At 32.0% G+C, this 22,900-nt stretch carries 21 protein-coding genes; 3 read left to right on the top strand and 18 right to left on the bottom strand.

Going from position 1 to position 22,900, the window contains the following annotated elements:
• Window positions 1-89: 89 nt before the first annotated feature.
• The 15 genes from ACN0WI_RS05455 to recR form a co-directional block, all read right to left on the bottom strand.
• Window positions 90-965 carry an aminotransferase class IV gene (locus ACN0WI_RS05455; RefSeq protein WP_417885637.1) on the bottom strand — a complete coding sequence of 292 codons (876 nt, stop codon included), beginning with the start codon at window positions 963-965 and terminating at the stop codon, window positions 90-92.
• A gap of 102 nt (window positions 966-1,067) precedes the next feature.
• Window positions 1,068-4,292 (bottom strand): S41 family peptidase, encoded by a 3,225-nt coding sequence (locus ACN0WI_RS05460; protein ID WP_417885638.1) that lies wholly within the window; start codon window positions 4,290-4,292, stop codon window positions 1,068-1,070.
• Between the two features lie 132 nt (window positions 4,293-4,424).
• Window positions 4,425-4,706, bottom strand: coding sequence for a hypothetical protein (locus ACN0WI_RS05465; RefSeq protein ID WP_417885639.1), 282 nt, complete (start codon window positions 4,704-4,706; stop codon window positions 4,425-4,427).
• Window positions 4,706-6,370, bottom strand: coding sequence for an amidase family protein (locus tag ACN0WI_RS05470; RefSeq protein WP_417885640.1), 1,665 nt, complete (start codon window positions 6,368-6,370; stop codon window positions 4,706-4,708). Before ACN0WI_RS05470 ends, ACN0WI_RS05465 begins: the two co-directional genes overlap by 1 nt.
• Before the next feature lie 29 nt (window positions 6,371-6,399).
• Complete coding sequence (gene ftsY / locus ACN0WI_RS05475) at window positions 6,400-7,350, bottom strand: signal recognition particle-docking protein FtsY (protein ID WP_417885641.1); 951 nt, start codon at window positions 7,348-7,350, stop codon at window positions 6,400-6,402.
• A gap of 136 nt (window positions 7,351-7,486) precedes the next feature.
• A complete protein-coding gene (locus tag ACN0WI_RS05480; RefSeq protein WP_417885642.1) occupies window positions 7,487-7,636 on the bottom strand; it encodes a DUF4295 domain-containing protein in 150 nt (49 codons plus the stop codon).
• A gap of 8 nt (window positions 7,637-7,644) precedes the next feature.
• Complete coding sequence (gene rpmG / locus ACN0WI_RS05485) at window positions 7,645-7,827, bottom strand: 50S ribosomal protein L33 (RefSeq protein ID WP_417885643.1); 183 nt, start codon at window positions 7,825-7,827, stop codon at window positions 7,645-7,647.
• Between the two features lie 26 nt (window positions 7,828-7,853).
• Window positions 7,854-8,093, bottom strand: coding sequence for a 50S ribosomal protein L28 (gene rpmB, locus ACN0WI_RS05490; RefSeq protein WP_013070732.1), 240 nt, complete (start codon window positions 8,091-8,093; stop codon window positions 7,854-7,856).
• Window positions 8,094-8,238: 145 nt separating this feature from the next.
• On the bottom strand, window positions 8,239-9,477 hold the full coding sequence (locus ACN0WI_RS05495) for a CinA family nicotinamide mononucleotide deamidase-related protein (RefSeq protein WP_417885644.1): 1,239 nt from the start codon (window positions 9,475-9,477) through the stop codon (window positions 8,239-8,241).
• Window positions 9,477-9,815: an Hpt domain-containing protein gene (locus ACN0WI_RS05500; RefSeq protein WP_417885645.1), complete on the bottom strand. Its 339-nt coding sequence runs from the start codon at window positions 9,813-9,815 to the stop codon at window positions 9,477-9,479. The genes ACN0WI_RS05495 and ACN0WI_RS05500 overlap by 1 nt, the downstream gene beginning before the upstream one ends.
• A 6-nt stretch (window positions 9,816-9,821) precedes the next feature.
• A complete protein-coding gene (locus tag ACN0WI_RS05505; RefSeq protein WP_417885646.1) occupies window positions 9,822-10,436 on the bottom strand; it encodes a fumarylacetoacetate hydrolase family protein in 615 nt (204 codons plus the stop codon).
• Between the two features lie 11 nt (window positions 10,437-10,447).
• Window positions 10,448-11,395, bottom strand: a complete 948-nt coding sequence (locus ACN0WI_RS05510; protein ID WP_417885647.1) for a carboxypeptidase-like regulatory domain-containing protein — start codon at window positions 11,393-11,395, stop codon at window positions 10,448-10,450.
• Between the two features lie 4 nt (window positions 11,396-11,399).
• Window positions 11,400-12,173 carry an exonuclease domain-containing protein gene (locus ACN0WI_RS05515; RefSeq protein ID WP_417885648.1) on the bottom strand — a complete coding sequence of 258 codons (774 nt, stop codon included), beginning with the start codon at window positions 12,171-12,173 and terminating at the stop codon, window positions 11,400-11,402.
• Between the two features lie 84 nt (window positions 12,174-12,257).
• Window positions 12,258-13,592, bottom strand: coding sequence for a dihydrolipoamide acetyltransferase family protein (locus ACN0WI_RS05520; RefSeq protein WP_417885649.1), 1,335 nt, complete (start codon window positions 13,590-13,592; stop codon window positions 12,258-12,260).
• A gap of 110 nt (window positions 13,593-13,702) precedes the next feature.
• A complete protein-coding gene (gene recR / locus ACN0WI_RS05525) occupies window positions 13,703-14,326 on the bottom strand; it encodes a recombination mediator RecR (protein WP_417885650.1) in 624 nt (207 codons plus the stop codon).
• 83 nt (window positions 14,327-14,409) lie between these two features.
• On the opposite strand from recR, the gene ACN0WI_RS05530 reads away from it, so the two are divergent.
• Complete coding sequence (locus ACN0WI_RS05530) at window positions 14,410-15,873, top strand: sodium:solute symporter (RefSeq protein WP_417885651.1); 1,464 nt, start codon at window positions 14,410-14,412, stop codon at window positions 15,871-15,873.
• Here the strand turns inward: ACN0WI_RS05530 and ACN0WI_RS05535 are convergent.
• Window positions 15,844-16,206, bottom strand: coding sequence for a CoA-binding protein (locus ACN0WI_RS05535; RefSeq protein ID WP_417885652.1), 363 nt, complete (start codon window positions 16,204-16,206; stop codon window positions 15,844-15,846). The genes ACN0WI_RS05530 and ACN0WI_RS05535 overlap by 30 nt on opposite strands.
• 287 nt (window positions 16,207-16,493) lie before the next feature.
• Between ACN0WI_RS05535 and ACN0WI_RS05540 the strand changes: the two genes are divergently transcribed.
• Window positions 16,494-18,842, top strand: a complete 2,349-nt coding sequence (locus ACN0WI_RS05540) for a TonB-dependent receptor domain-containing protein (protein ID WP_417885653.1) — start codon at window positions 16,494-16,496, stop codon at window positions 18,840-18,842.
• Window positions 18,843-18,951: 109 nt separating this feature from the next.
• On the opposite strand, the gene ACN0WI_RS05545 is transcribed toward ACN0WI_RS05540, so the two are convergent.
• A complete protein-coding gene (locus ACN0WI_RS05545) occupies window positions 18,952-20,577 on the bottom strand; it encodes an ABC-F family ATP-binding cassette domain-containing protein (protein ID WP_417885654.1) in 1,626 nt (541 codons plus the stop codon).
• 213 nt (window positions 20,578-20,790) lie between these two features.
• Between ACN0WI_RS05545 and ACN0WI_RS05550 the strand changes: the two genes are divergently transcribed.
• Complete coding sequence (locus ACN0WI_RS05550) at window positions 20,791-22,161, top strand: TlpA family protein disulfide reductase (RefSeq protein WP_417885655.1); 1,371 nt, start codon at window positions 20,791-20,793, stop codon at window positions 22,159-22,161.
• A 57-nt stretch (window positions 22,162-22,218) separates the two neighbouring features.
• Here ACN0WI_RS05550 and fsa read toward each other — a convergent pair whose 3' ends face one another.
• Window positions 22,219-22,875, bottom strand: a complete 657-nt coding sequence (fsa, locus tag ACN0WI_RS05555; protein WP_417885656.1) for a fructose-6-phosphate aldolase — start codon at window positions 22,873-22,875, stop codon at window positions 22,219-22,221.
• Window positions 22,876-22,900: the final 25 nt, after the last annotated feature.

A 22,900-nucleotide genomic window follows, 5' to 3' on the forward strand; every position in this document is an offset into this window, starting at 1 on the left:
CCCATAACGTGGGAAATCTTAAATTATTTTGTGAACTAAAAAGAATACAAGATTTTATTATTTTGAATTTTAGAATTTATAAACCCAAACTATATTTTAACTCCAATTTGTTTTTCAACCTCATCTATAAATAGTCCCTGAAGTTTTTTAGTGATTTTTCCAATTTCTTCTCCAAAATTCAAAATTTTGTCTGGAAAATGAAGGTTTTTGATAGCAGTGATTTGAGTGGTAGTTCCAGTGATAAAAACTTCGGTTGCCATATCTAATTCTGAAACCGGAAGTGCTCTTTCAACAACCTCAATATTATTGGCTTTGCATAATTTGATAAGTAAATTTCGAGTAATTCCCGGTAAAATAAATGGGCCGTTTGGATGGGTATACACGGTTTCATTTTTCACAAAAAACAAAGAAGAATGGGAACCTTCGGTGAAGCAACCATCTCGAATCATTATATTTTCAGCAAAACCTTCTTTTTTAGCTTCTGTATTAGCTAAAATATTAGCCATTAAAGAAACCGATTTAATATCACAACGATGCCAGCGTAAATCTGTAGAAACTAAGGTATCAATAAATTTATATTGAAAATTATCTAGTTTGGCTTTATATGCATACATCAATACGGTAGCCTGATAATTTTCTGGAAAATGGTGTGTTCTTGGTGCCATTCCCCTAGTTATCTGAATATAAATTGCACCATCTTCTTTTTCTAATTCCGCTTCTTCAATAGATTTTGAAATTAGTGCTTCAAAATTAGTAATACCACATTTTAATTCTACTTCCTTCAAAGAATACCGCAACCGATCTAGATGTTCTGTCAGTAAAAATAGCTTTCCTTTATAAAAAGGTATAACCTCGTAAATGCCATCTCCAAATAAAAAACCACGATCAAAAACCGAGATTTTGGCTTCTTCCGGATGTATCCATGCTCCGTTTAGATATACTTTTTTGGGATAGTTTAATTTCATTTTAAATATTCAGAAATTTAAAAATAGCATATTGTATGCTATAAAAAAACTGCCTTGCAAAATTTCACAAGACAGTTTTATAACTTTTAAATAGATTTTTTATTATTCAGCTTCTCTTATTAACTCTTTAACTGCTTTCTGCAATTGCGTATCGTGTCCGTTCAAAAACTCATTATAAGGTAATTTTACTTCAATATCTGGTTCTAATTCCATATTCTCGGTTGGCACACCTTCTTTACCAATGGTGGCAACCATAGGGATTCCGAAAACAATGCTTGGATCTATTTGCCGTTCCCACCAAACTGCAGTACCGGTACCGGCTACAGGCATTCCTACTAATTTACCAATATTGTTTTGTTTATAGATGTAAGGAAAAATAAAGGCATCGCTATAGTTCCCTTCACTCATTAAAACGATGCTTGGTTTCGTCCAACGCGTCATTGGCTCGCCTCCTTTAATTACATGTCCTTGTGGAGCAAATTTTAAATATTCTTCTCCGCTTAGAAAAGTATTTAAATCATCGTGCAACCAACCACCTCCATTAAATCGAGTATCTACAATTAAGCCTTCTTTTTCTAGATTCTTACCTAATGCATTTTCATATACATCTCTAAAGCTACCATCGTTCATTCCCTGTACATGCACATATCCTAATTTACCATTACTAAGGCTATCGGTTTTATGCTCCATAATCCGAACCCAACGCTTGTACAACAAGCTACGTTCTTGTGATTTTGAAACAGGTTTGATTATTTCTTCAAATGTGCTAGCCCCACTTTTTACGGTTAGTAATGTATTTTTATTTTGAATATTATTCAAATACTTATTCCAATTCTCATCAGCCTTAATTTTATTACCATTAATTTTAGTAATAACATTACCAGCTTTTATTTTGCTACTGGCATTATCTAAGGGTCCGCCAGAAATTACTTCTGAAATTTTAATTCCATCATCCATATACGATTCATCATAGAGTAAACCTAAAGATGCTGTATGATCGCCATTATCGCTAGATGGGTAAAACCGTCCTCCCGTATGAGAGGCATTTAATTCTCCCAACAATTCACTAAGTAGTTCCTGAAAATCGTAATTATTATTAATATAAGGCAAAAACTTAGCATATTCATCATGATACATTTTCCAATCGATTCCGTGAATTTCAGAATCATAAAATTTCTTTGTAACCTGTCTCCAAATATGATTAAACATATAATTACGTTCGGCAGCAGCATCAACAACCATATCGCCGTTAATGGCTATATTCTCAACTTTTCCACTTTCTGTATCTACTTTCACCAATTTTCCATTATTGCTTAAGAATAATGACTTTCCATCTTCGCTAATTTCAATTCCGCTATGAGAACCACCCATTTTAGCTAAAATTTTAGTATCTCTAGTTCTTGGCTCGGTAACCCATAAATCGTATCCTTTCTCGAAAGAAGCAAGGTAAAACACTTTACTGGCATCGTTATTTAGTACATAATCGCTAATGCTAGCCGAATTAATGGTTAATTTGACCTTACGAATATCTAGATTATCGAAATTAAGCTTTAGCGACTCTTGTTTTTTATCTTCTTTCTTTTTTCTTGATTTCTTAGAATCTTCTTCCTTCTTTTTTTCTTCTTTTTCCCGCTCTTCTAGTAGTTTAAATTCTTCTTCACTTAATGTATACCTATCGTAAGCTTTTTTGTTAAAAAATACAGCATAAATATCTTGTTCTGTACTTCCTTGGTTGGCTAGTGATTTTCTACCTTCTCGACTACTCTCATAGGCCATCATTTTACCATCTAAAGCCCACTTGGCATTCGACTCTCCAAATCCACTATTTATAGGATGAAAAATTTCTCCGCTGCCATCTGCTTTTATTAAAGCTGTATTGTTATTGAAAAAATAGCCCTTTTGATCGTCAACCATTAGCCATTTACTATCAGGACTCCATTGGTATGACCAATCTCCATCGCTATAAGAATGGTTTCTACCTTCGGGAAGAATTACCGTTTTCTTACCCGATTTTAAATCCATTACTTTTAAAATATTTCGCTCTTCTATAAAAGCGATTTTCGATGAATCCGGTGATATTTTTGATTGAAATTCTTCTGCTCCAGTATTAATTAAAGGTGTTATATCAATAATAGTAGAAGCATAGAAAAATTCTTCTTGAGGCCGATTTAAAGTAGCTCTATATACATTCCAACTGCCATTTTGCTCTCCAGAAAATAATAATTCTTTTCCGTTAGGAGACCAACTTACCATACGCTCTTGGGTAGACGTATTGGTTATTCTTTTAGTTCTAGAATCGTCCACACCGGTTACAAAAACTTCACCCCGATTTACAAATGCGATTTCTTTATTATTAGGGCTTACCGCAAACTCGGTTACGCTATTGATATCTTTATTTTTGATCGCTTCAAAAGCAGCATCATCTAGCACTTTTATAGCAAGCTTTTTAGGATTTTCATTCGCTGTTATGGTATAAATTTCACCTTTCCAAGTAAAGGCTAATTTCTCATCATTAGAACTACTTAAATGTCGTACCGGAAAATCTTTAAAATCGGTTAATTTTTCTTCGGAATTATTTTTTAATGTTTTTACATAAAGGTTTTGTGTGCCATCTTTTTCATTCAAATAAAAAACTTTTGAAGCATCTGAACTGAATATCGGATTACGATTTTCTCCTTTAAAATCGCTAAGTTGCTCATACGTATTTTCTTCAACGTTATACAACCAAATATCTCGAGTTACCGAAGAATTGTGATGTTTTCTCCACGGATCTTCATAACCTTTCCGATCTTCAAAAACTAACTGACTACCATTTTTACTGAAATTAGCTTCTTCAGCTCCGGCAGCAGTAAGTAATTCAGGTCGGCCACCTTTTACAGGAATGGTATATAAATTCTGAAATAATCTTGGACTCGGGAAACGAACACTTGAAGCAGGAGCATTACGCCCACTTCCATATAGAACTTTCTCATCTCCTAGAGTAAAATCGTACGGATAATCATTAGCACTATTATAAGTTAATCTTACCGGAGTGCCGCCGATAGCCGGCATAGTATACACATCAAAATTACCATAACGATCACTAGCAAAAGCAATTTTTTTACCATCGTTACTCCAGACTGGGCGCATATCGTGAGCATCGCCAGTAGTAATAGCAATAGCTACACCGCCATCACTACTCACTCGATAAAGATTTCCCATATATCCAAAAACGATAGTTTTTCCATCTGGAGAAATTGAGGGATATCGAAGCCATTTTGCATTGTCTTGTGCAGTTATTGCTAAAGTGATGAAGAGTAGCAATATTGTTACATAAATTTTTCTCATAAATTAATTGATTTTAGTTCTAGATGATTTTTTTTGAAAGTACTACTAAGATACTAATTGTTGAATACTAAAAAACCCACATAATTTTATATATATGCGGGTTTTTAAACTATTTACTATATTGATAGTATTTTAACTACTAATAAAATAATTGTGTAATTCTAATAACCAACCTTGTTCAAAATATCGAATTGCGCTTATTATAAGTGCAGCTATAATTACATAGAACCAATTATACTTTTCAAACTTTACAAAATACACTCCTAAAAGACCTAATAATAATATAGGTAAGGCCATAACTAAATTGGCATAAAACCAAGCTCCTTGAAATACAGCCGTAATTTTCATTACAACATAAAACAAACAATAAATAAAGATTAGTTTGGTTAATATTACCAGATATCTTCTTGCCATTAGTTCATATAATCTTTTGGTGGTTTACGTTGTTGTGTTGCTTTTTCGTAAATATAAGCCCATCGCAGTAAATTCTGCTCTGAATAAGGTACTGAAATTATAGTAAGTCCTACTGGTTCCCCTGTTTCTTTATACCCCATTGGTACAGTAATAGCAGGATATTCTGCTGCTGCTGCATAACCAGCATGATAGTTATTGATAGAAAGTACAGCATCCAAATTATATTTTTTCATAGGCACTTTAAAATACCGTTGCCCTTCTGCTAGCAATATATCTCTAATAGCTTCATATTTTTCTTTAGCTATAGAAGTATCTGTTTTCACTACAGATTCAAGTATAGATTGTCCATACGGAATTCGAGTAATTTTATCTTTTTGGTTGTACTCTAAAATTTCTTCTATACTATTTACCTTTCTCTTTACAAATTTATCTAAATAGTTATTTAAATCCTTTTTCATATCTAAATCTAACAATGTAGTGAAATTGGTTAAGTCTACCTCCTTAGGAGTAAAAGTAACAATTTGAGCTCCTGCTTTTTTTAGATCTTCGATGGCTTTAGCATATAAAGAATCGTTTTTTAATGATTCTATAACACCAAACCGAACCCCATTTACACTAGCTGAATCTTTTAAATGTGTATAGTAATCGGTAGGAATCCCTAATGAATCTGGATAATATTTTGTATCCAACGTATCTCTTCCTGCCATGGCACTTAATAAAATGGCATTATCTGCTACTGTTTTAGTGATAGACCCTGGTGTATCTAAATTTTTTGAAATTGGCAGAATACCATTTCTACTTATCAGACCAACAGTGGGTTTTAATCCTACAACACTATTTTGACTAGCAGGAGATAAGATAGAACCAACTGTTTCTGTCCCTACAGAAACAGGGGCTAAATTTGCTGCTACGGCTACGGCACTACCTGAACTAGATCCACCAGTATCAAAAGTTCTTCTTCCATATGGGTTGAATGTTTGTCCACCAATTGTAGAATATCCACTTGGGCAATCTTCACAAAAGTAATACCCTAACTCACTCATGTTTGCTTTACCTAAAATTAAAGCACCGTTTTTTTGCAATTGGTTGGTTATATATGCACTCGCTGTAGTATTCTCTTCTAGCGCCAAAGCTCCTGCTGTAGTAGCCATACTAGCGGTATTAATATTATCTTTTAATAATACAGGAATACCGTAAATAAGGCTTTTATTTTGAGTATTTTTATAATTACGATCGCGTAATCGGGCATCTGTTAAGACTTGAGAATTTAAATTAACAATTGAATTTAATGAATAATTATTCTCGCGATCTATCTCTCTAATTCTATATAGATAAAACAGTGTTAAGTCTTCGTAATTAAAAACACCTTCTGCAACATTAGCTTGTAATTCTTCAAGATTTTTCTCTAAAATTAGTGGCTTTAAACTATCATATTTTTTCTTTGTAAACTGAAAAAGTTCTATTTCAAATGGAGATAAAAGCACTTTTTTTTCTAATATTTTAGAGTCTAACACTCTAAAAGATATCATTGTGGTGTCATCCTGTTCCTCTTCACCAGCATTCTGTTTTATTTTTACATGTGTATCAGATCCTTTATTATCTTTATTCTGATTACTACAAGACACAGATGCCAAAATCAGTAAAAACAGTATTAAATTTCTCATTTGGAAACAAAAATTAGTATTAAATTTTACTATTTAAAGAACGAATCTACGAACTCGAATTTATTAAAAACTTGTAAATCATCTACACCTTCACCTACTCCAATATATTTAACAGGAATTTGAAATTGATCGCTAATACCTATCACAACACCACCTTTGGCTGTTCCATCTAATTTAGTAACGGCTAAAGAAGTTACCTCTGTTGCAGCTGTAAATTGCTTAGCTTGCTCAAAGGCATTTTGACCGGTAGAGCCATCTAAAACTAAAAGAACTTCGTGTGGTGCATCCGGAATAACCTTTTGCATTACACGTTTAACTTTGGTAAGTTCTTTCATTAAATTAACCTTATTATGTAAACGTCCTGCTGTGTCTATTAAAACTACATCTGCATTTTGCTTTACCGCACTTTGAACGGTATCAAAAGCAACAGAAGCAGGATCGCTTCCCATTTTTTGTTTTATAATAGGAACATCTGTACGATCTGCCCAAATTTGCAGTTGGTCTATGGCTGCTGCTCTAAAAGTATCTGCAGCTCCTAGAACTACGTTTAAACCTCTATTTTTAAATTGTTGTGCTAATTTCCCAATCGTAGTTGTTTTCCCTACACCATTTACACCTACTACCATTACTACATATGGTTTTTTGGCAGGTACTGTAAAATCAGTTGCTTCTCCACTATTGGTTTCAGAAAGAAGTCCGGCAATTTCTTCTCTTAATATTTGGTTTAGTTCAGCAGTACCTAAATATTTATCTTTTGCTACACGGTCTTCTATACGATTTATAATTTTTATGGTAGTAGCTACCCCTACATCACTACTTACTAAAACATCTTCTAAATCATCTAATACTTCATCATCTACTTTAGATTTTCCGGCAACTGCCTTACTCATTTTAGAGAAAAAGGTAGACTTTGATTTTTCTAAACCTTTATCTAAAGTTTCTTTTTTTTCTTTAGAAAATATCTTTTTGAATAGACTCATTTTTTGATAGGTATTTAATTGAAAATTAATAGCTCTTTATATAACTATTACTTCGCACGGTAAATATACACAAAAAGAAAAAGCCGTCAAGATATAATCAAGACGGCTTAAAAGATATACTATATTTCTTTACCGATTATTTTTTAAGGTAATCGTTTACTTTCTCAGGAGCCATAATAGCTTCAACGAACGTATATGCACCTGTCTTAGGAGATTTCACCATTTTGATAGCTTTGGTTAATCTCTTAGATCCTGTCTGTAATGCTGCTACTGATTTCTTTGCCATGACTCAACTTATTTTATCTCTTTATGAACCGTCATTTTTTTCAAAACTGGGTTAAATTTCTTTAACTCTAGTCTATCCGGTGTGTTTTTTTTATTTTTAGTAGTAATATATCTAGAGGTACCTGGTTTACCTGAAGATTTATGCTCAGTACATTCTAATATAACTTGTACTCTATTTCCTTTCTTAGCCATCGTAATTTATTTTTATAGGTAAAGGATTATTTTTGCAAGAATCCTTTTGCTCTAGCCTCTTTTATAACAGCAGAGATTCCTTTCTTATTAATATTTTTAAGCGCAGAAGTAGATACTTTTAAGGTAATCCATTTATCTTCCTCAGGAATAAAAAAACGTTTCTTAACTAAATTAGCGTTAAATTTACGCTTAGTTTTATTCATTGCGTGAGAAACATTGTTCCCAACCATCGCTTTTTTACCTGTAAGTTCACAAACTCTTGACATTGCTCTATATCTTTATCTCGTTATTTCAAAACAGGGTGCAAATTAACGGTTTTTCAACCTAATAAACAATATATTTTAGAAAAAATTTCAGTATTTTTTTTAGCATTATTCTTGAAAAGAAATTTATTAGCAAATTAACGCCCTATTATAGGGCATTTAATAAAATTTCTAAACTCTTATTTACTGATTTTCCTACTACTTTTTCACGACTGTTTCCAAAATTAAATTCCCTTGCAAAAACTTTTTCTGGGGTTGCAAATGCTAAAAACACAGTACCTACTTCAGCATTGCTATCTCCTTTTGATGGCCCCGCATTTCCGGTTGTAGCAATTGCATAATCGGTTTTGTAAAGTTCTTTTACTTTTTTTGCCATCTCACAGGCTACAGCTTCACTTACTACTGAATGTTTAGCTAGCAAATCTTCAGATATTCCTAATATATCGATTTTTGATTGAGTCGCATATGTAACGACACTACCTTTAAAAAAACCTGAAGATCCTGAATGTTCAGTAAATAATGAGGCTAAACGTCCTCCTGTAAAACTTTCTGCTGTTGAAAGACTGGCTTTTTTATTTCGTAATATATCTCCTATTATTTCTTCTATAGAATTTTCTTCTTCTATACCTTTAATAATATCACCTATATAATTATTCAATTCAGAAATTTGCGCTTCAATTTCGGCTTCCATTTCTTGAATATCTTCACCACGCATACTAAGCCTTAATCTAACTTTACCTAAACTTGGTAAATACGCTAATCTAATAGCATCGGGTAAGGCATCTTCCCAAGGTTCTATTTTTTCAGCAATAGCACTTTCCCCCATTCCAAGTGTTAGAATAGTTTTATGCAGAATTACAGGACGATTATATCTATTTTTAATTCTAGGAATAACTTCATCTTCTATTAAGCCTTTCATTTCGTATGGAACACCTGGCATCGATACATACACAGTATCGTTATGCTGAATCCACATACCGGGTGCAGTACCATATTTATTTTTTAATATCTCAGCTTTAGAAGGAACTAGAGCTTGACTTCTGTTTAAATCCGAAATAGGCGTATCTATATACTTTTCGAATAGCTCTTCTACATGTGCTAATACTTCTTTATTTTCAACCAAAGAATCATTTAAAAATTCGCATAAGCATTTTTTAGTAATATCATCTTTTGTAGGACCTAAACCTCCTGTTATCAACACAATATCAGCTCGCTTCTGAGCCTCTTCTAAAGTCGATAGAATATGGTCTCTATCATCTTCTATTGAAGTTATTTGATGAATCTCTACACCTATTCTATTTAATACTTTGGCAATAAATGCGGAATTTGTATCTATAATTTGCCCAATTAATATCTCATCGCCAATAGTAACAATTTCTGCTCTCATTATAAATTATAATCATTTCTTAATTCTCCACAAATTAAGGTTACTTGATCTGTAATTATAGAAGCGGCTTCAGGTACTTTATGCTCAACCTTTCCTTGTTTAGCCCATTTTTCTATAACTTGTATTTGCTCTAATAAGTCCAGACCAAAAAGTTTTAAATTTGGTTTTATTTTATGAGCAAATTGATAAGCTAATTTTGAGTTTCCATTTTTAATGGCCTCATTCATGGAAACAACATCTGGCGGAACTTCCTCTAAAAAAGTTTGTATAACAACTAATATGAAGTCTTGATCCCCTTCTGCTGTTTCTTCAACAGCACTTAAATTATAATGACTCATTTTATGTTATTTTATATGAATTGAGAATAATTTATCATTTTCTATAAAACCAGTTAATTGGTCGTTTGGAGATACTTTCCCGACTCCAGAAGGTGTTCCTGTAAAAATTACATCTCCTATTTTAAGTGTAAAAAAACTGGAGATATACGCTATTATTTCATCTATCTTCCAAAGCATTAATGAAGTATTCCCTTGCTGAACTACTTCTTCATTCTTTTGCAAACTAAAATTTATATCATTTAAATCTGAAAATTGAGATTTATCTAACCATTTTTCACCAATTACCGCTGCTCCATCAAAACCTTTTGCTTTTTCCCAAGGCTCTCCTTTTTCTTTTAATTTTTGCTGAAGGTCACGAGCTGTGAAATCGATTCCTAACCCAATCTCATTATAATATTTATGGGCAAACTTCTCTTGAATGTGTTTCCCTACACGGTTTATTTTCACCAATACCTCAACTTCGTAATGAACATTATCCGAAAATTCGGGTATAAAAAAAGGCTGTTTTTTTAATAAAATTGAAGTATCCGGTTTTTGAAAAATAAGCGGATCTTCTGGTTTTTCATTTTTTAATTCAGTAATATGATCGGCGTAATTTCTACCTATACAAATCAGCTTCATTTATATAAAATTTAATCGGTTAAGGTTATTTTAAATGCTGGAGTTGGTATTTTTCCAGATAATAAAGAGCTTGAATTATCTAAACGATTCATTTTTCGCCATCCATTTGTATCTTTAAAATAAGCATTAAAATTTTCGGTATTTTCAACTAAAACTCCTTTAAAAATTGGCCCATACTTCTTTAACTTTACATTCTTATACACTAATGTATCGTTTAATCGGTAATCTTTTTCTTCAATGTAACTATTTTCTTCAATAAAAAGATGCTCTACTGCTACAAAAAATCCATTTTCTGGAACAGCTATTTTATAAGGAAGTATGTTTATTTTTGATTTAAATTGATTTGATGATTTTTCTACAATTAGATTTTGGTTTAAGAGGTCTTGACCTGGCTTTCCTTCAGAGTTTACTGCCAAAATTCGCAATCTGAATTTCGTCTCTTTATAAATAGTAAATTCTTCTGAAAAATATCGAATTTCGATTTGTTTTATAAAACAAACATTATCGAAGCCTTCAGGTTTTGGATAGTACTTTGCAACAGTGCTCGGATATTGCCCTCCACTGAAATTTCCTAAACCAACTATTTCTCCTATTCGAAAATCATTAATTCGCTTTGTATGTTTTTCTTTGACATTATAAAGCTTAACCTCATCTAAACCAGTAATGGATGGAGAAAGTTTAAGTAACTTTCCTTGTAATTCTTTAATTGTTATTTTTCTTGACGTATAGCCTACAAAACTGAATTTGAGTACAGTAGTATCCGACACCTTATCAACTATAAAGGAAAATTTTCCTTCTTTATCAGTAGAAATTCCTTTTTCTTCCTTCTCTAGCACAATATTCACATAAGGTAATGGCTGTAAGCTTACTGAATCTACTACCTGCCCAACTAGTCTTTTTGTTTGTGCAAGGTTAACACTTACAAAAAATAAAAAAGCCGTGGTAAACAGGATCCTCATTAACTTATAGTTTGGTATTTAATTTACGTAATTTTATGGCTGTAAGTACTTTTTTTGTATACAGTGGAAAATCAGCATTTTGAACCCATCCAAAGTATCCTGGCTCTTTTTCTAACACCTCTTCAACTAATTTACCTTTATATTTTCCGAAGCTAAAAATTTCTTGTCCATTTTTATTGAATGAAATTAATCCAGCAAAATCTGCAAATTTTCGTCTAGAACTATATTCAGAAAGCCATTTTATATCATTTTCTAAATCGTCGTATTTATCTAATTGAGATTTTAAAACTTCGTAAGTAGCATCGGTATCTGCTGCTGCGCTATGTGCATCTTCTAAATTTTTACCACAATAAAATTTAAGTGCAGCCGATAGAGTACGCTGTTCTTTTTTATGAAAAATAGTTTGTACATCTACAGCTTGCATATTTTTCATATCGAAATCTACTCCTGCACGTAACAACTCTTCTGCCAGTAACGGAATATCGAAACGATTAGAATTATAGCCTGCTAAATCGCAACCTTTTATCATATCGTAAACTTGTTTTGAAAGTTGCTTAAACGTAGGCTCTTTAGCCACTTTTTCATTAGAAATACCATGAATTTCTATAACCTCTTTCGGTATTTCCATTTCTGGGTTTACTAACCAAGTTTTACTTTCTTTATTTCCGTTTGGAAAAACTTTTAAAATTGCGATTTCTACTATCCTATCTTTTGCAATATTGGTTCCGGTTGTTTCTAAATCAAAAAAACAGATAGGTTTGGCAAGTTTTAATTCCATCAGTTGAAAATGTTGTTTTATAAAAATAAGCGGAATTGTTAAAAATTACAATTCCGCTCTGCTTATAATAGTGATTATTTAATTTTAAATACTTCTATTTGGATCAAAATTTTCCAAATATTGTGCTACTCGTTGTACAAATTGACCTCCTAATGCTCCGTTTACTACTCGATGGTCGTAACTATGCGATAAAATCATTTTATATCGAATTCCGATAAAGTCTCCTTCCGGAGTTTCTATAACTGCTGGCATTTTCCGAATTGCTCCTAATGCCAAAATTCCTACTTGTGGCTGATTAATAATTGGTGTTCCGGTAATACTTCCAAAAGCACCTACATTAGTTACCGTGTAGGTTCCGCCTTGAATTTCATCAGGTTTTAATTTATTTTGGCGTGCTCTATTTGCTAAATCATTAACTTTTTTAGCCATACCTACAAGATTTAATTGATCCGCGTTCTTAATAACTGGCACAATTAAATTTCCGTCGGGTAATGCAGCTGCCATTCCTAAATTAATAGCTTTCTTTTTAATTACTTTATCGCCATCTACAGAGATATTTATTAAAGGAAAATCTCGTATTGCTTTTGCTACAGCTTCTAAAAATATAGGTGTGAAAGTTAGTTTTTCACCTTCTCTTTTTTGAAAAGCTTCTTTATTTTTAGCTCTCCACTTCCAGATTGTAGTAACATCAGCTTCTATGAATGATTGCACATGGGCAGATGTTTGCACACTATCCATCATGTGCTTACTGATCATTTTACCCATTCTGCTCATCTCGATTATTTGGTCTTCTCCGGAAGCCACGACTGGTTTTTGAGGTTCTAAATCCGAAGTAGAAGTTCGAGAGGATCCACTTTTATCATTGTTAGCAGATGTCGATTTTCGATTTTTTACGTAGGCTAAAATATCGTCTTTAGTAACTCTACCATTTTTTCCGGTTCCCTTTATAGTATCTAACTCTTGCAAATCGATATTCTCTTCTTTTGCAATGTTTTTTACTAGCGGAGAATAAAAACGATCTGAATTTGAATAGTCTTGAGACTCTGTAGCACTTCGAGCTGTATTTACAGCTTCTTCGGCTTCAGCAGCATGTTCTTCTATATTTCCTTCAGATTCACTAGAATCTTCAATATCAAGATCTAAATCTAACTCATCTTCATCGTTTTCAGAAAGTTCTCCATCTACTTCGATAATTGCAATAGTCTGTCCTACTTGCACTACATCATCAGCTTCAAAAAGTTTCTCTATCAGCTTCCCATCCACTTCACTTGGCACTTCACTATCTACTTTATCGGTAGCTATTTCTAGTACCGGCTCGTCGATTTCAACAGTATCTCCTACTTCTTTTAACCAATTGGTAATCGTTGCTTCTGCAACACTTTCTCCCATTTTGGGTAATTTTAGTTCAAATTTTGCCATATCTATAACTGAAAGCTATTTTTTATTTATTTTGTTGCGAATTTAATCAAAAATTCACTTATTTAATAATAAAATTTTATTAAAGCGTAGTTATCACTACTATTTCTCGTCTAATTTTTTAAACTATTCTCAAAAGGAACTCTGTTTGTAATACTTCTCCCTAATGTTACCTCATCGGCATATTCAAGTTCATCCCCAACACTAATCCCTCTTGCTATAGTTGAAGTTTTTATACTTATTTTTAAATTCTCTAATTGCTTGAAAATATAAAAATTTGTGGTATCTCCCTCCATAGTGCTACTAAGTGCAAAGATAATTTCTTCTATCTCACCATTTTTAGCTTTTTCTATTAAAGGCTGTATACTTAGTTGAGAAGGTCCAATACCATCTATAGGGCTTATTTTACCACCTAAAACATGATATATTCCTCGGTATTGCCCTGTATTTTCTATTGCCATAACATCTCTAACATCCTCTACTACGCAAACCAAACTTTTATTTCGAGAAGTGTTACTACAAATTTCACAAATCTCGGTATCGCTTATATTAAAACAATTTTTACATCTTTTTATATTAGATCGAAATTTAGAAAGGGTTTGAGTTAATTGTAGCGTTTGGCTTTCTGGTTGTCGCAACAAATGCAAAACCAGCCGAAGTGCTGTACGTTTTCCTATTCCGGGCAATTGGGAAACCTGATCTACGGCTTCCTCCAACATTTTAGAAGAAAAATCCATAACGACAAATTTACAATTTTAAACTGATGCAAATAGTTACTATTATGCTAAGTTTGTGGCAAAGTTGCAAAAACAGGGATTTTATGGAACCAATTCATATTGTACTGCTTATTATTTTGTATTTCGGGGTGCTATTAGGTATTTCTTATTTTACCGGAAAGAGCGACTCTAATGCTGCATTTTTTAAAGCTGAAGGGAAATCACCTTGGTATGTAGTTGCTTTTGGAATGGTGGGAGCTTCGCTTTCCGGAGTTACATTTATATCAGTTCCTGGCTGGGTGAAAGATTCTCAGTTTAGTTACATGCAAGTGGTAGCTGGCTATCTTTTTGGGTATTTAGTTATTGCTTTTATATTACTCCCTATTTATTATAAGCTTAATGTAACTTCTATTTACCAATATTTATATAATCGTTTTGGTAATACCAGCTATAAAACTGGCGCATTTTTCTTTTTTATTTCTAGAGTTTTAGGAGCTTCTTTTCGTTTATTTTTGGTAGCAACGGTTTTACAGTATTTTGTATTTGAAGCATGGAATGTTCCTTTTGTAGTTACAGTAGTTCTTTCCATTTTATTAATCTGGATTTATACCTCTAGAGGTGGTATTAAAACAATTGTTTGGACAGATACGTTACAAACATTATTTATGTTAGCTTCGGTAGGAATTGCTATTTATTTTATTTCTGATGAATTGCAATGGACTTTTAATGACTTTTTTACTGCCCCAGAATTGCAAGCATACACTTCAACATTTCATTTTGATAGTTTTTTAGAGAAAGATTATTTCTGGAAAGCCTTTTTTGGAGGTATGTTTATTACTATATGTATGACGGGCTTAGATCAAGATATGATGCAAAAGAACCTGACTTGCAAAAATTTACGAGATGCTCAAAAAAATATGCTTTCGTATAGTTTAGTTTTTATACCGGTTAATTTGCTTTTCCTATTTTTAGGTGCACTTTTGTTTGTTTATGCCGAAAAACATGGCATTTCAGTTCCTGTTTTAGATGGGAAAGCAAAAACAGATTTACTGTTTCCGGAAATTGCATTACACGCAGAATTAGGAATAGGTTTAGCTATTATATTTTTGCTTGGTTTAATTGCTGCTGCCTACTCGAGTGCGGATAGTGCACTAACAAGCTTAACTACTAGTTTTTGTATTGATTTTTTAGCTATAGAAAAAAAGCCTGAAAATGCACAAAAAGCGATTAGAAAACGAGTACACATCCTAATAAGTGGCCTTTTAGTTATTGTCATTATCGCCTTTAAATATTTGCTAGATAGCAGTGTTATAGACCTTTTACTAAAAGCAGCAAGTTATACTTATGGCCCTTTATTAGGACTCTTTGCACTGGGCATTTTTACCAAAATAAAAATAAAAGATCACCTAGTATGGCTAGTGGCTTTAATTTCTGTAATTATCACCTTTATTTTAGGCAATATTCCTGCCGAATATTTAGCTGGGTATGTATTTAATTACGAACTACTTATCGTAAACGGTGCTATTACATTTTTAGGTTTAATATTGATTCGTACTAAGCATAACTAACGTACAAGCATTTATAAAATCGATTTTATTTTTGGTTAAAATTCGGTATAATTCCGGATTTTCGGTTCCGGGATTAAAAATCACTCTATTGGGCTGTAATTCCACTAAATATTCATAATATTCAGGTTGATTTTTAGCTCCTATATATAATGTAACTGTATCGATATCCTCAAATACTATTTTTTCTTTTTCAATTTTTACTCCGGCAACTTCTCCTTCTCGTAATCCTAATGCTACTGTAGGTTGATTATTAGTAACCAAACGCTTAATAGCCATATTTGAATATCTATTTGGTTTCATAGAAGCTCCTATTACCAAGGTTGTCTTTTTCATAATTCAAAAATACATTAAAAAAATACTGTAACAATAGTTTCTCTTTCCAGTCTTTAGGATAAGACAAGTCTTATAAAAATAACAATTATCCTTTTTTTGATGGTTAGAGGAAACTTGTTATTTTAAGTTCGCGCTTTACTAGCGCGAACTTTTTTTACATTTTTTGTAACAATTATTTTTTTTAATCGTCTTTAATATAGAATACCCAAAACCTATGGAAATTCATTGACTCTGTAATAGGTATTACAAGGTATTATTTATTATCAACCATCAACATCAATCAAAAAATGAAACAGTTTATTGTAATTATCGTTTTTATTTGTGGAGTTCTCAAACTGAACGCTACCAATACTCCATTCAGTCAAATTTCGGGAACAATTGTAGATGCTCAACTTAAAGAAGCTATTCCTTTTGCTACTATTAGCGTTATTGATGCTAGCGGAAAAATTGTAAATGGCACTACATCTAAAGAAGATGGAACGTTTGTTCTAAAAAGAATAAAAAAAGGAACTTATTCTTTAAAAATTCAATTTATGGGTTATAAAACTCATACTCAAAAATTGAATATTGATTCTAAAAATTTAAAATTGGGAACTATACCTTTAACACCATCTGTAGCAGAAATGGATGAAGTAAAAGTTGTTGCTGAACGGTCTACCATAGAACAACGTATCGATAGGAAAATAATCAACATTGGTAAAGATTTAATCACATCCGGAGCCACAGCATCTGATATTATGAATAATCTGCCTTCTATAAATGTGGACCAAGAAGGAAATATTGCCCTTCGTGGAAATTCTAATGTTAAAATTTTAATTGATGGCAAACCTTCAAACATGGATCCATCCCAGCTCCTAAAACAAATTCCATCTTCTTCAATAAAAAGAGTTGAACTTATCACCAATCCTTCTGCTAAATATAATCCGGAAGGAATGAGTGGCATTATAAATATTGTGCTACATAAAAACACTAACCTTGGTTTTAATGGAAATTTAAATACCGGTTTAACTTATGGCGAAAATGCACGTTTTAACGGCGCATTAAATTTAAACTATCGGGCTGGGAAATTTAATGTTTACACCAATTTAGGCGGAAATTTTGGAGATAGACATAATCGAAATGATTTAGATCTTACCGGAAAAAATGCGCAACAAAAAATAGATATGCTTAACCATAACAATTCCTATTTATATAAAATTGGAGCCGACTTTTTTATGGATGATCATAATACCTTCAGTTTCTATACCAATCAAAATATTTTTAAAGGTGGTCCAGATGCTGTGATTAATGCCACTTATTTCGATAATCCTTCTAATAATTTAAAACAAGATTTAAATATGGATATCGAAAATTTTAATTCTACTTATAATTTTGCCTACAAGCATACTTTTAAAAAAGAAGGTCATGAAATTTTGATAGAAGCAGATTATAATGATTATGATCAGGATGAAGACTTTGCTGCAGATTTCGATAATCAAACAGTATACACTCCCTACACTGAAACAGTAGCCGAAAATAGAAAAACACTTATTACCAGTATAGATTACACTCTCCCTATTGGAGAAAATTCTAAATTAGAAAGTGGTCTTGAAAGTAGAAATCTTAAAAATGAGCAAGATTACAATACTACTAATCCGGCTTCAACAAGTTCTGATTATGAATACAACCGAAATATTTACTCATTCTATACCACTTTTGGACAAAATTTCGATAAATTTTCTTATCAAATAGGTGCGAGATTAGAACGTTTTACTATTGATGCTGAAGCTGAGAATACTCGCATATTTGAGGATAATTATATTACATTATATCCTTCCGGCTTTTTTAATTATACCCCAAACAAAAAAAATAGCTATCAAATTAGCTATAGCCGAAGAATAGACCGACCAAGCTTAAGGCAAGTAAGCCCTATACGAGAAATAAGCACGCCAACTATTACAGTACTCGGAAACCCAGATTTACAACCTCAATTTACAAATTCGATAGAATTCAATTATACCAGAAATTTAAAAAAAGGAAGTTTTACAGCGGGTATTTTCTATAGAAACATTACCGATAATATTAACCAGCTTATTAACGAAGACCCAAATGATGATGCAAATCTAATTATTACGTATAGTAATTTTGATGATACTAATGCTTATGGATTTGAACTGTCTTCGAATTACAAATTTACAAATTGGTGGAGCGCCAACGGTAGTTTTGAATTATATCAACAAACACAAAAAGGTGTTGTAGGCTCTGAATATACAGAAGTAGATAATACAGCTTATACTGCGAGAATTAATAACAGTTTTTCGGTTTCAGAAAAAGTAACTTTACAACTATTTACGTATTATAGAGGCCCAAACAAAGAACTACAATTTAAAAATGAAGATGTCTTTTTCACCAATTTAGGTGCGCGCTACACATTTCTTAATAAAAAAGCAACACTTAGTTTAAACTTCAACGATATATTTGGCACGCAAAAATATGAATTTAGCACTACCAAACCATATCGACAAAAAGGCATGTTTAAAACAGAGTTTCAGAATGTTTATGTTGGCTTTTCATACCGCTTTGGAAGTTCAAAAACTAAAAAATTACAAAGAAAGAAAAGAAATAATGACGAAAAACAGGGGGGCGGAATGTTTTAATCGTTGTGAAGGTAAAACAAATCGATATTAGAATTTAGATTTGTTTGAATTAGCCCAAAAAACCCGAAGCATTGCTTCGGGTTTTTATATATTATAGCCTACCTATTTATTATTGTTGAGTACCGTACATTTTATTACGCTGCTCTTTAATTTTAGGATCGCTCATATACTCATCGAAAGTTAAATAACGATCAATTACACCACTTGGAGTAAGTTCTATAACACGATTAGCTACAGTTTGTGCAAATTCGTGATCGTGGGTAGTTAACAATACCGTTCCTTTAAAGTTTTTTAAAGAGTTATTAAAAGCTGTTATCGATTCTAAGTCCAAATGATTAGTTGGCTCATCCAACATCAATACATTTGCACGGGTCATCATCATTTTACTTAACATACAACGCACTTTTTCCCCTCCGGAAAGTACATTACTGGTCTTTAAAGCTTCTTCCCCACTAAATAACATTTTACCTAAAAATCCGCGAATAAAAACTTCTTCACGTTCTTCTTCAGTTTTAGCATATTGGCGTAACCAATCTACCAAAGTAAGGTCATTTTCAAAATATTCTGAATTATCTGAAGGTAAATATGATTGCGAAGTGGTTACCCCCCAAGAGTATTTTCCTGATACGGCTTCTTCTTTACCATTTAAAATTTCATAAAAAGCAGTAGTTGCTCTACTATCTCTAGAAAATATCACCACTTTATCACCTTTAGATAAATTAATGTCGATATCTTTAAATAAAGTTTCTCCTTCTATTGAAGCTTCAAGTTTTTCGATATTTAAAATTTGGTCTCCTGCTTCTCGATCTCTATCAAAAATAATTGCTGGATATCTACGGCTTGAAGGTTTAATATCTTCAACATTCAATTTTTCAATCATTTTTTTACGAGATGTAGCCTGTTTAGACTTTGCTACGTTTGCACTAAAACGTTGAATAAATTCTTGCAATTCCTTCTTCTTTTCTTCAGATTTTTTGTTTTGTTGTGCACGCTGTCTTGCTGCTAATTGAGAAGACTCATACCAAAACGAGTAATTCCCGCTAAAATGATTTATTTTGCCGAAATCTATATCTGAAATATGTGTACAAACCGCATCTAAAAAGTGACGGTCGTGAGATACTACAATTACTGTATTATTATAATTTGCTAAGAAATTTTCTAACCAACTAATTGTTTCATAATCTAAATCGTTGGTTGGCTCATCCATAATTAGCACATCCGGATTTCCGAATAAAGCTTGCGCTAATAATATTCTTACCTTTTGCTTACCGTCAAGATCTTTCATTAAACTATAATGAAATTCTGCAGCTATTCCTAGATTAGATAATAAAGAAGCGGCTGCACTCTCGGCATTCCAACCATCCATTTCTTCAAAAGTTACTTGTAACTCCCCTATTCTTTCTGCATTTTCATCAGAATAATCGGCGTACAATGCATCTATTTCAGATTTTATTTCGAATAATGGCTTATTACCACGAAGTACTGTTTCTAAAACTGGATAATCATCATATAAATTATGATTTTGTTCCAGCACAGACATTCTTTTACCCGGCTCTAAATGAACATGCCCGGATGTAGGCTCAGACTTACCTGATAATATTTTTAAAAAAGTAGATTTACCGGCTCCATTAGCGCCGATAATTCCATAACAATTCCCATCAGTAAAAGTAGTATTTACTTCATCAAATAATACTCGTTTACCGAATTGGACAGAAAGGTTTGAAACTGAAAGCATAAATTTTTTCCTCTAATTTTTGCAAAAGTATGTAAATTAGAACACTTACTAAAAGATTAACGTTTCTAAAATCCGTTTTAACTAGTAGTTAACAGCTATATTTACTGCAGCCTCTATATTTGTGAGTTCATTGAAATATCGCTAATAGCGAAATGAATTATGGATTGCCTCAAAAAATTGTTATTCCTTATATTTACTTCTTTTTCTTTATTTATGGTGAGTTGCAATGACAAGGACACCAATTTACAAGAGAAAACTTATGTTGGCGGAAAAATTATAAACCCTACTAGCGATTACGTGGTTATTACCAACAATAACCATACTGATACTCTAAAACTCGATAAGAATAATAATTTTGGAAACTATGTAAATATAGCCCAATCTGGCATATACACTTTTAAACATTCCCCAAATAGCCAAGTAATTTATTTAGAACCTGGAGATAGTATTGTGGTATGGACAAACACTCTAGATTTCGATCAGTCTATAAACTATAGCGGTAAAAGGTATAAAAAGAGTAATTTTTTAGTGAACCTTTTTCTTGAAAATAAGAAAAATAACGATTTAATATTAGGGTATTACAAAATCAAACCTAAGGACTTCGAAAAAATTAGTGATTCTATATTTCAGAATAGATTAAAAGAATTTAATACGCTCGTTAATAAAAAAAAATATTCTAACGAATTTATAAATATAGCTAAACAAAGTATTCATTACGAGTTATACGATCTTAGAGAGCGCTACACCTATCTTATAAAAAAATATTATCCGGAATACATTAAATTGATTCCGAAAAATTTTAATGCCTACCGAAAAAATATCGATTTTAATAATAAAGAGCTAGATAATTATTATTTATATACTAATACTATAGATGATTACTTACGAACTCGCGCTATAGAACATTGCATTAAAACTGGAGCTGAGCGTTCTTGCTTTAGCCGATCTAATATTGAAAATATAAAATATAGATCTAAACTTATTAATAAACTATCCCATACGTCTTCAATAAAAAATAAATTTCTTGATATTTTACTTACAAAGGCAATGACAATGACTTCAAATAGTGAAGAAAATGCCGATTTATTAAAATTTGCTAATAGTTTAGACTATAAAAATATTGATGATATTAAAGCTCTTGCTAAAATTCAGGAAAATTACTTTAAAGGAAAATCTGTTGCAGATTTAACCATTCTAGATATTAACGAAAAAGTTGTTACCTATAAAAAAATAATATCTAAACCTACTATTACTTTTTTTTGGTCTCTAAATGGTTCTAGATACATTTGGCAACATAAAGTAATTAATAGTTTACGTAATAAATATCCAGAAGTAGATTTTATCGGCATCAATTTAGATATAGGACAAACAGAAACTTGGAAAAAAATAATTGCTGAAAACAACTATGATACTAGTAAAGAATTTCAGATAATAAACAGAGATTTTGATATTAAATTAGCTCAAAAGTATTTATTTCGTCTCAATTTTCTAGATAAGAATTCAGTCATTTATCGAGGTGACACTCCATTATCCGATGATGCTGAATTTGAAGAAAAAATAGTTGAATTTATAAACAGAAAATAGACAATAAAAAAAGAGCCATTAAAAAATAGCTCTTTTTCATATATTATCGATAACTTTTTATTCGTTTCCTTTTTTATAATCTGCAAGAAACTTCTCTAAACCGATATCTGTTAGTGGATGATTTAATAAACCTTCAATAGAAGATAAAGGACCTGTCATAACATCTGCTCCAATTTTAGCACAATCTATAACGTGCATAGTGTGACGTATTGAAGCTGCTAGAATTTCAGTTTCATATCCATAATTATCATATACCAATCGAATCTCCTCAATCAAATTAAGCCCGTTTGTTGAAATATCATCTAAACGTCCAAGAAAAGGAGATACATATGTTGCTCCTGCTTTAGCAGCTAATAAAGCTTGTCCTACAGAAAAAACTAAAGTACAGTTTGTTTTAATTCCTTTATCACTAAAGTATTTAATAGCTTTAATTCCTTCTTTAATCATAGGTACTTTAACGATAATTTGATCATGAAGTGCAGCAAGCTCTTCACCCTCTTTTACAATTCCGTCAAAGTCTGTAGAAATAACTTCGGCACTAACATCACCAGTTACAATCTCACAGATTTTTTTGTAGTGATTAATTATATTTTCCTTTCCAGTGATTCCTTCTTTAGCCATTAAAGATGGATTGGTAGTAACACCATCCAAAACACCTAACTCTTGTGCTTCTTTTATTTGATCAAGGTTAGCAGTATCAATAAAAAATTTCATAATTTCTAAATTTTATAACATTTAC

It is taken from the genome of Zunongwangia sp. (assembly GCF_048269745.1).
Taxonomy (GTDB): domain Bacteria; phylum Bacteroidota; class Bacteroidia; order Flavobacteriales; family Flavobacteriaceae; genus Zunongwangia.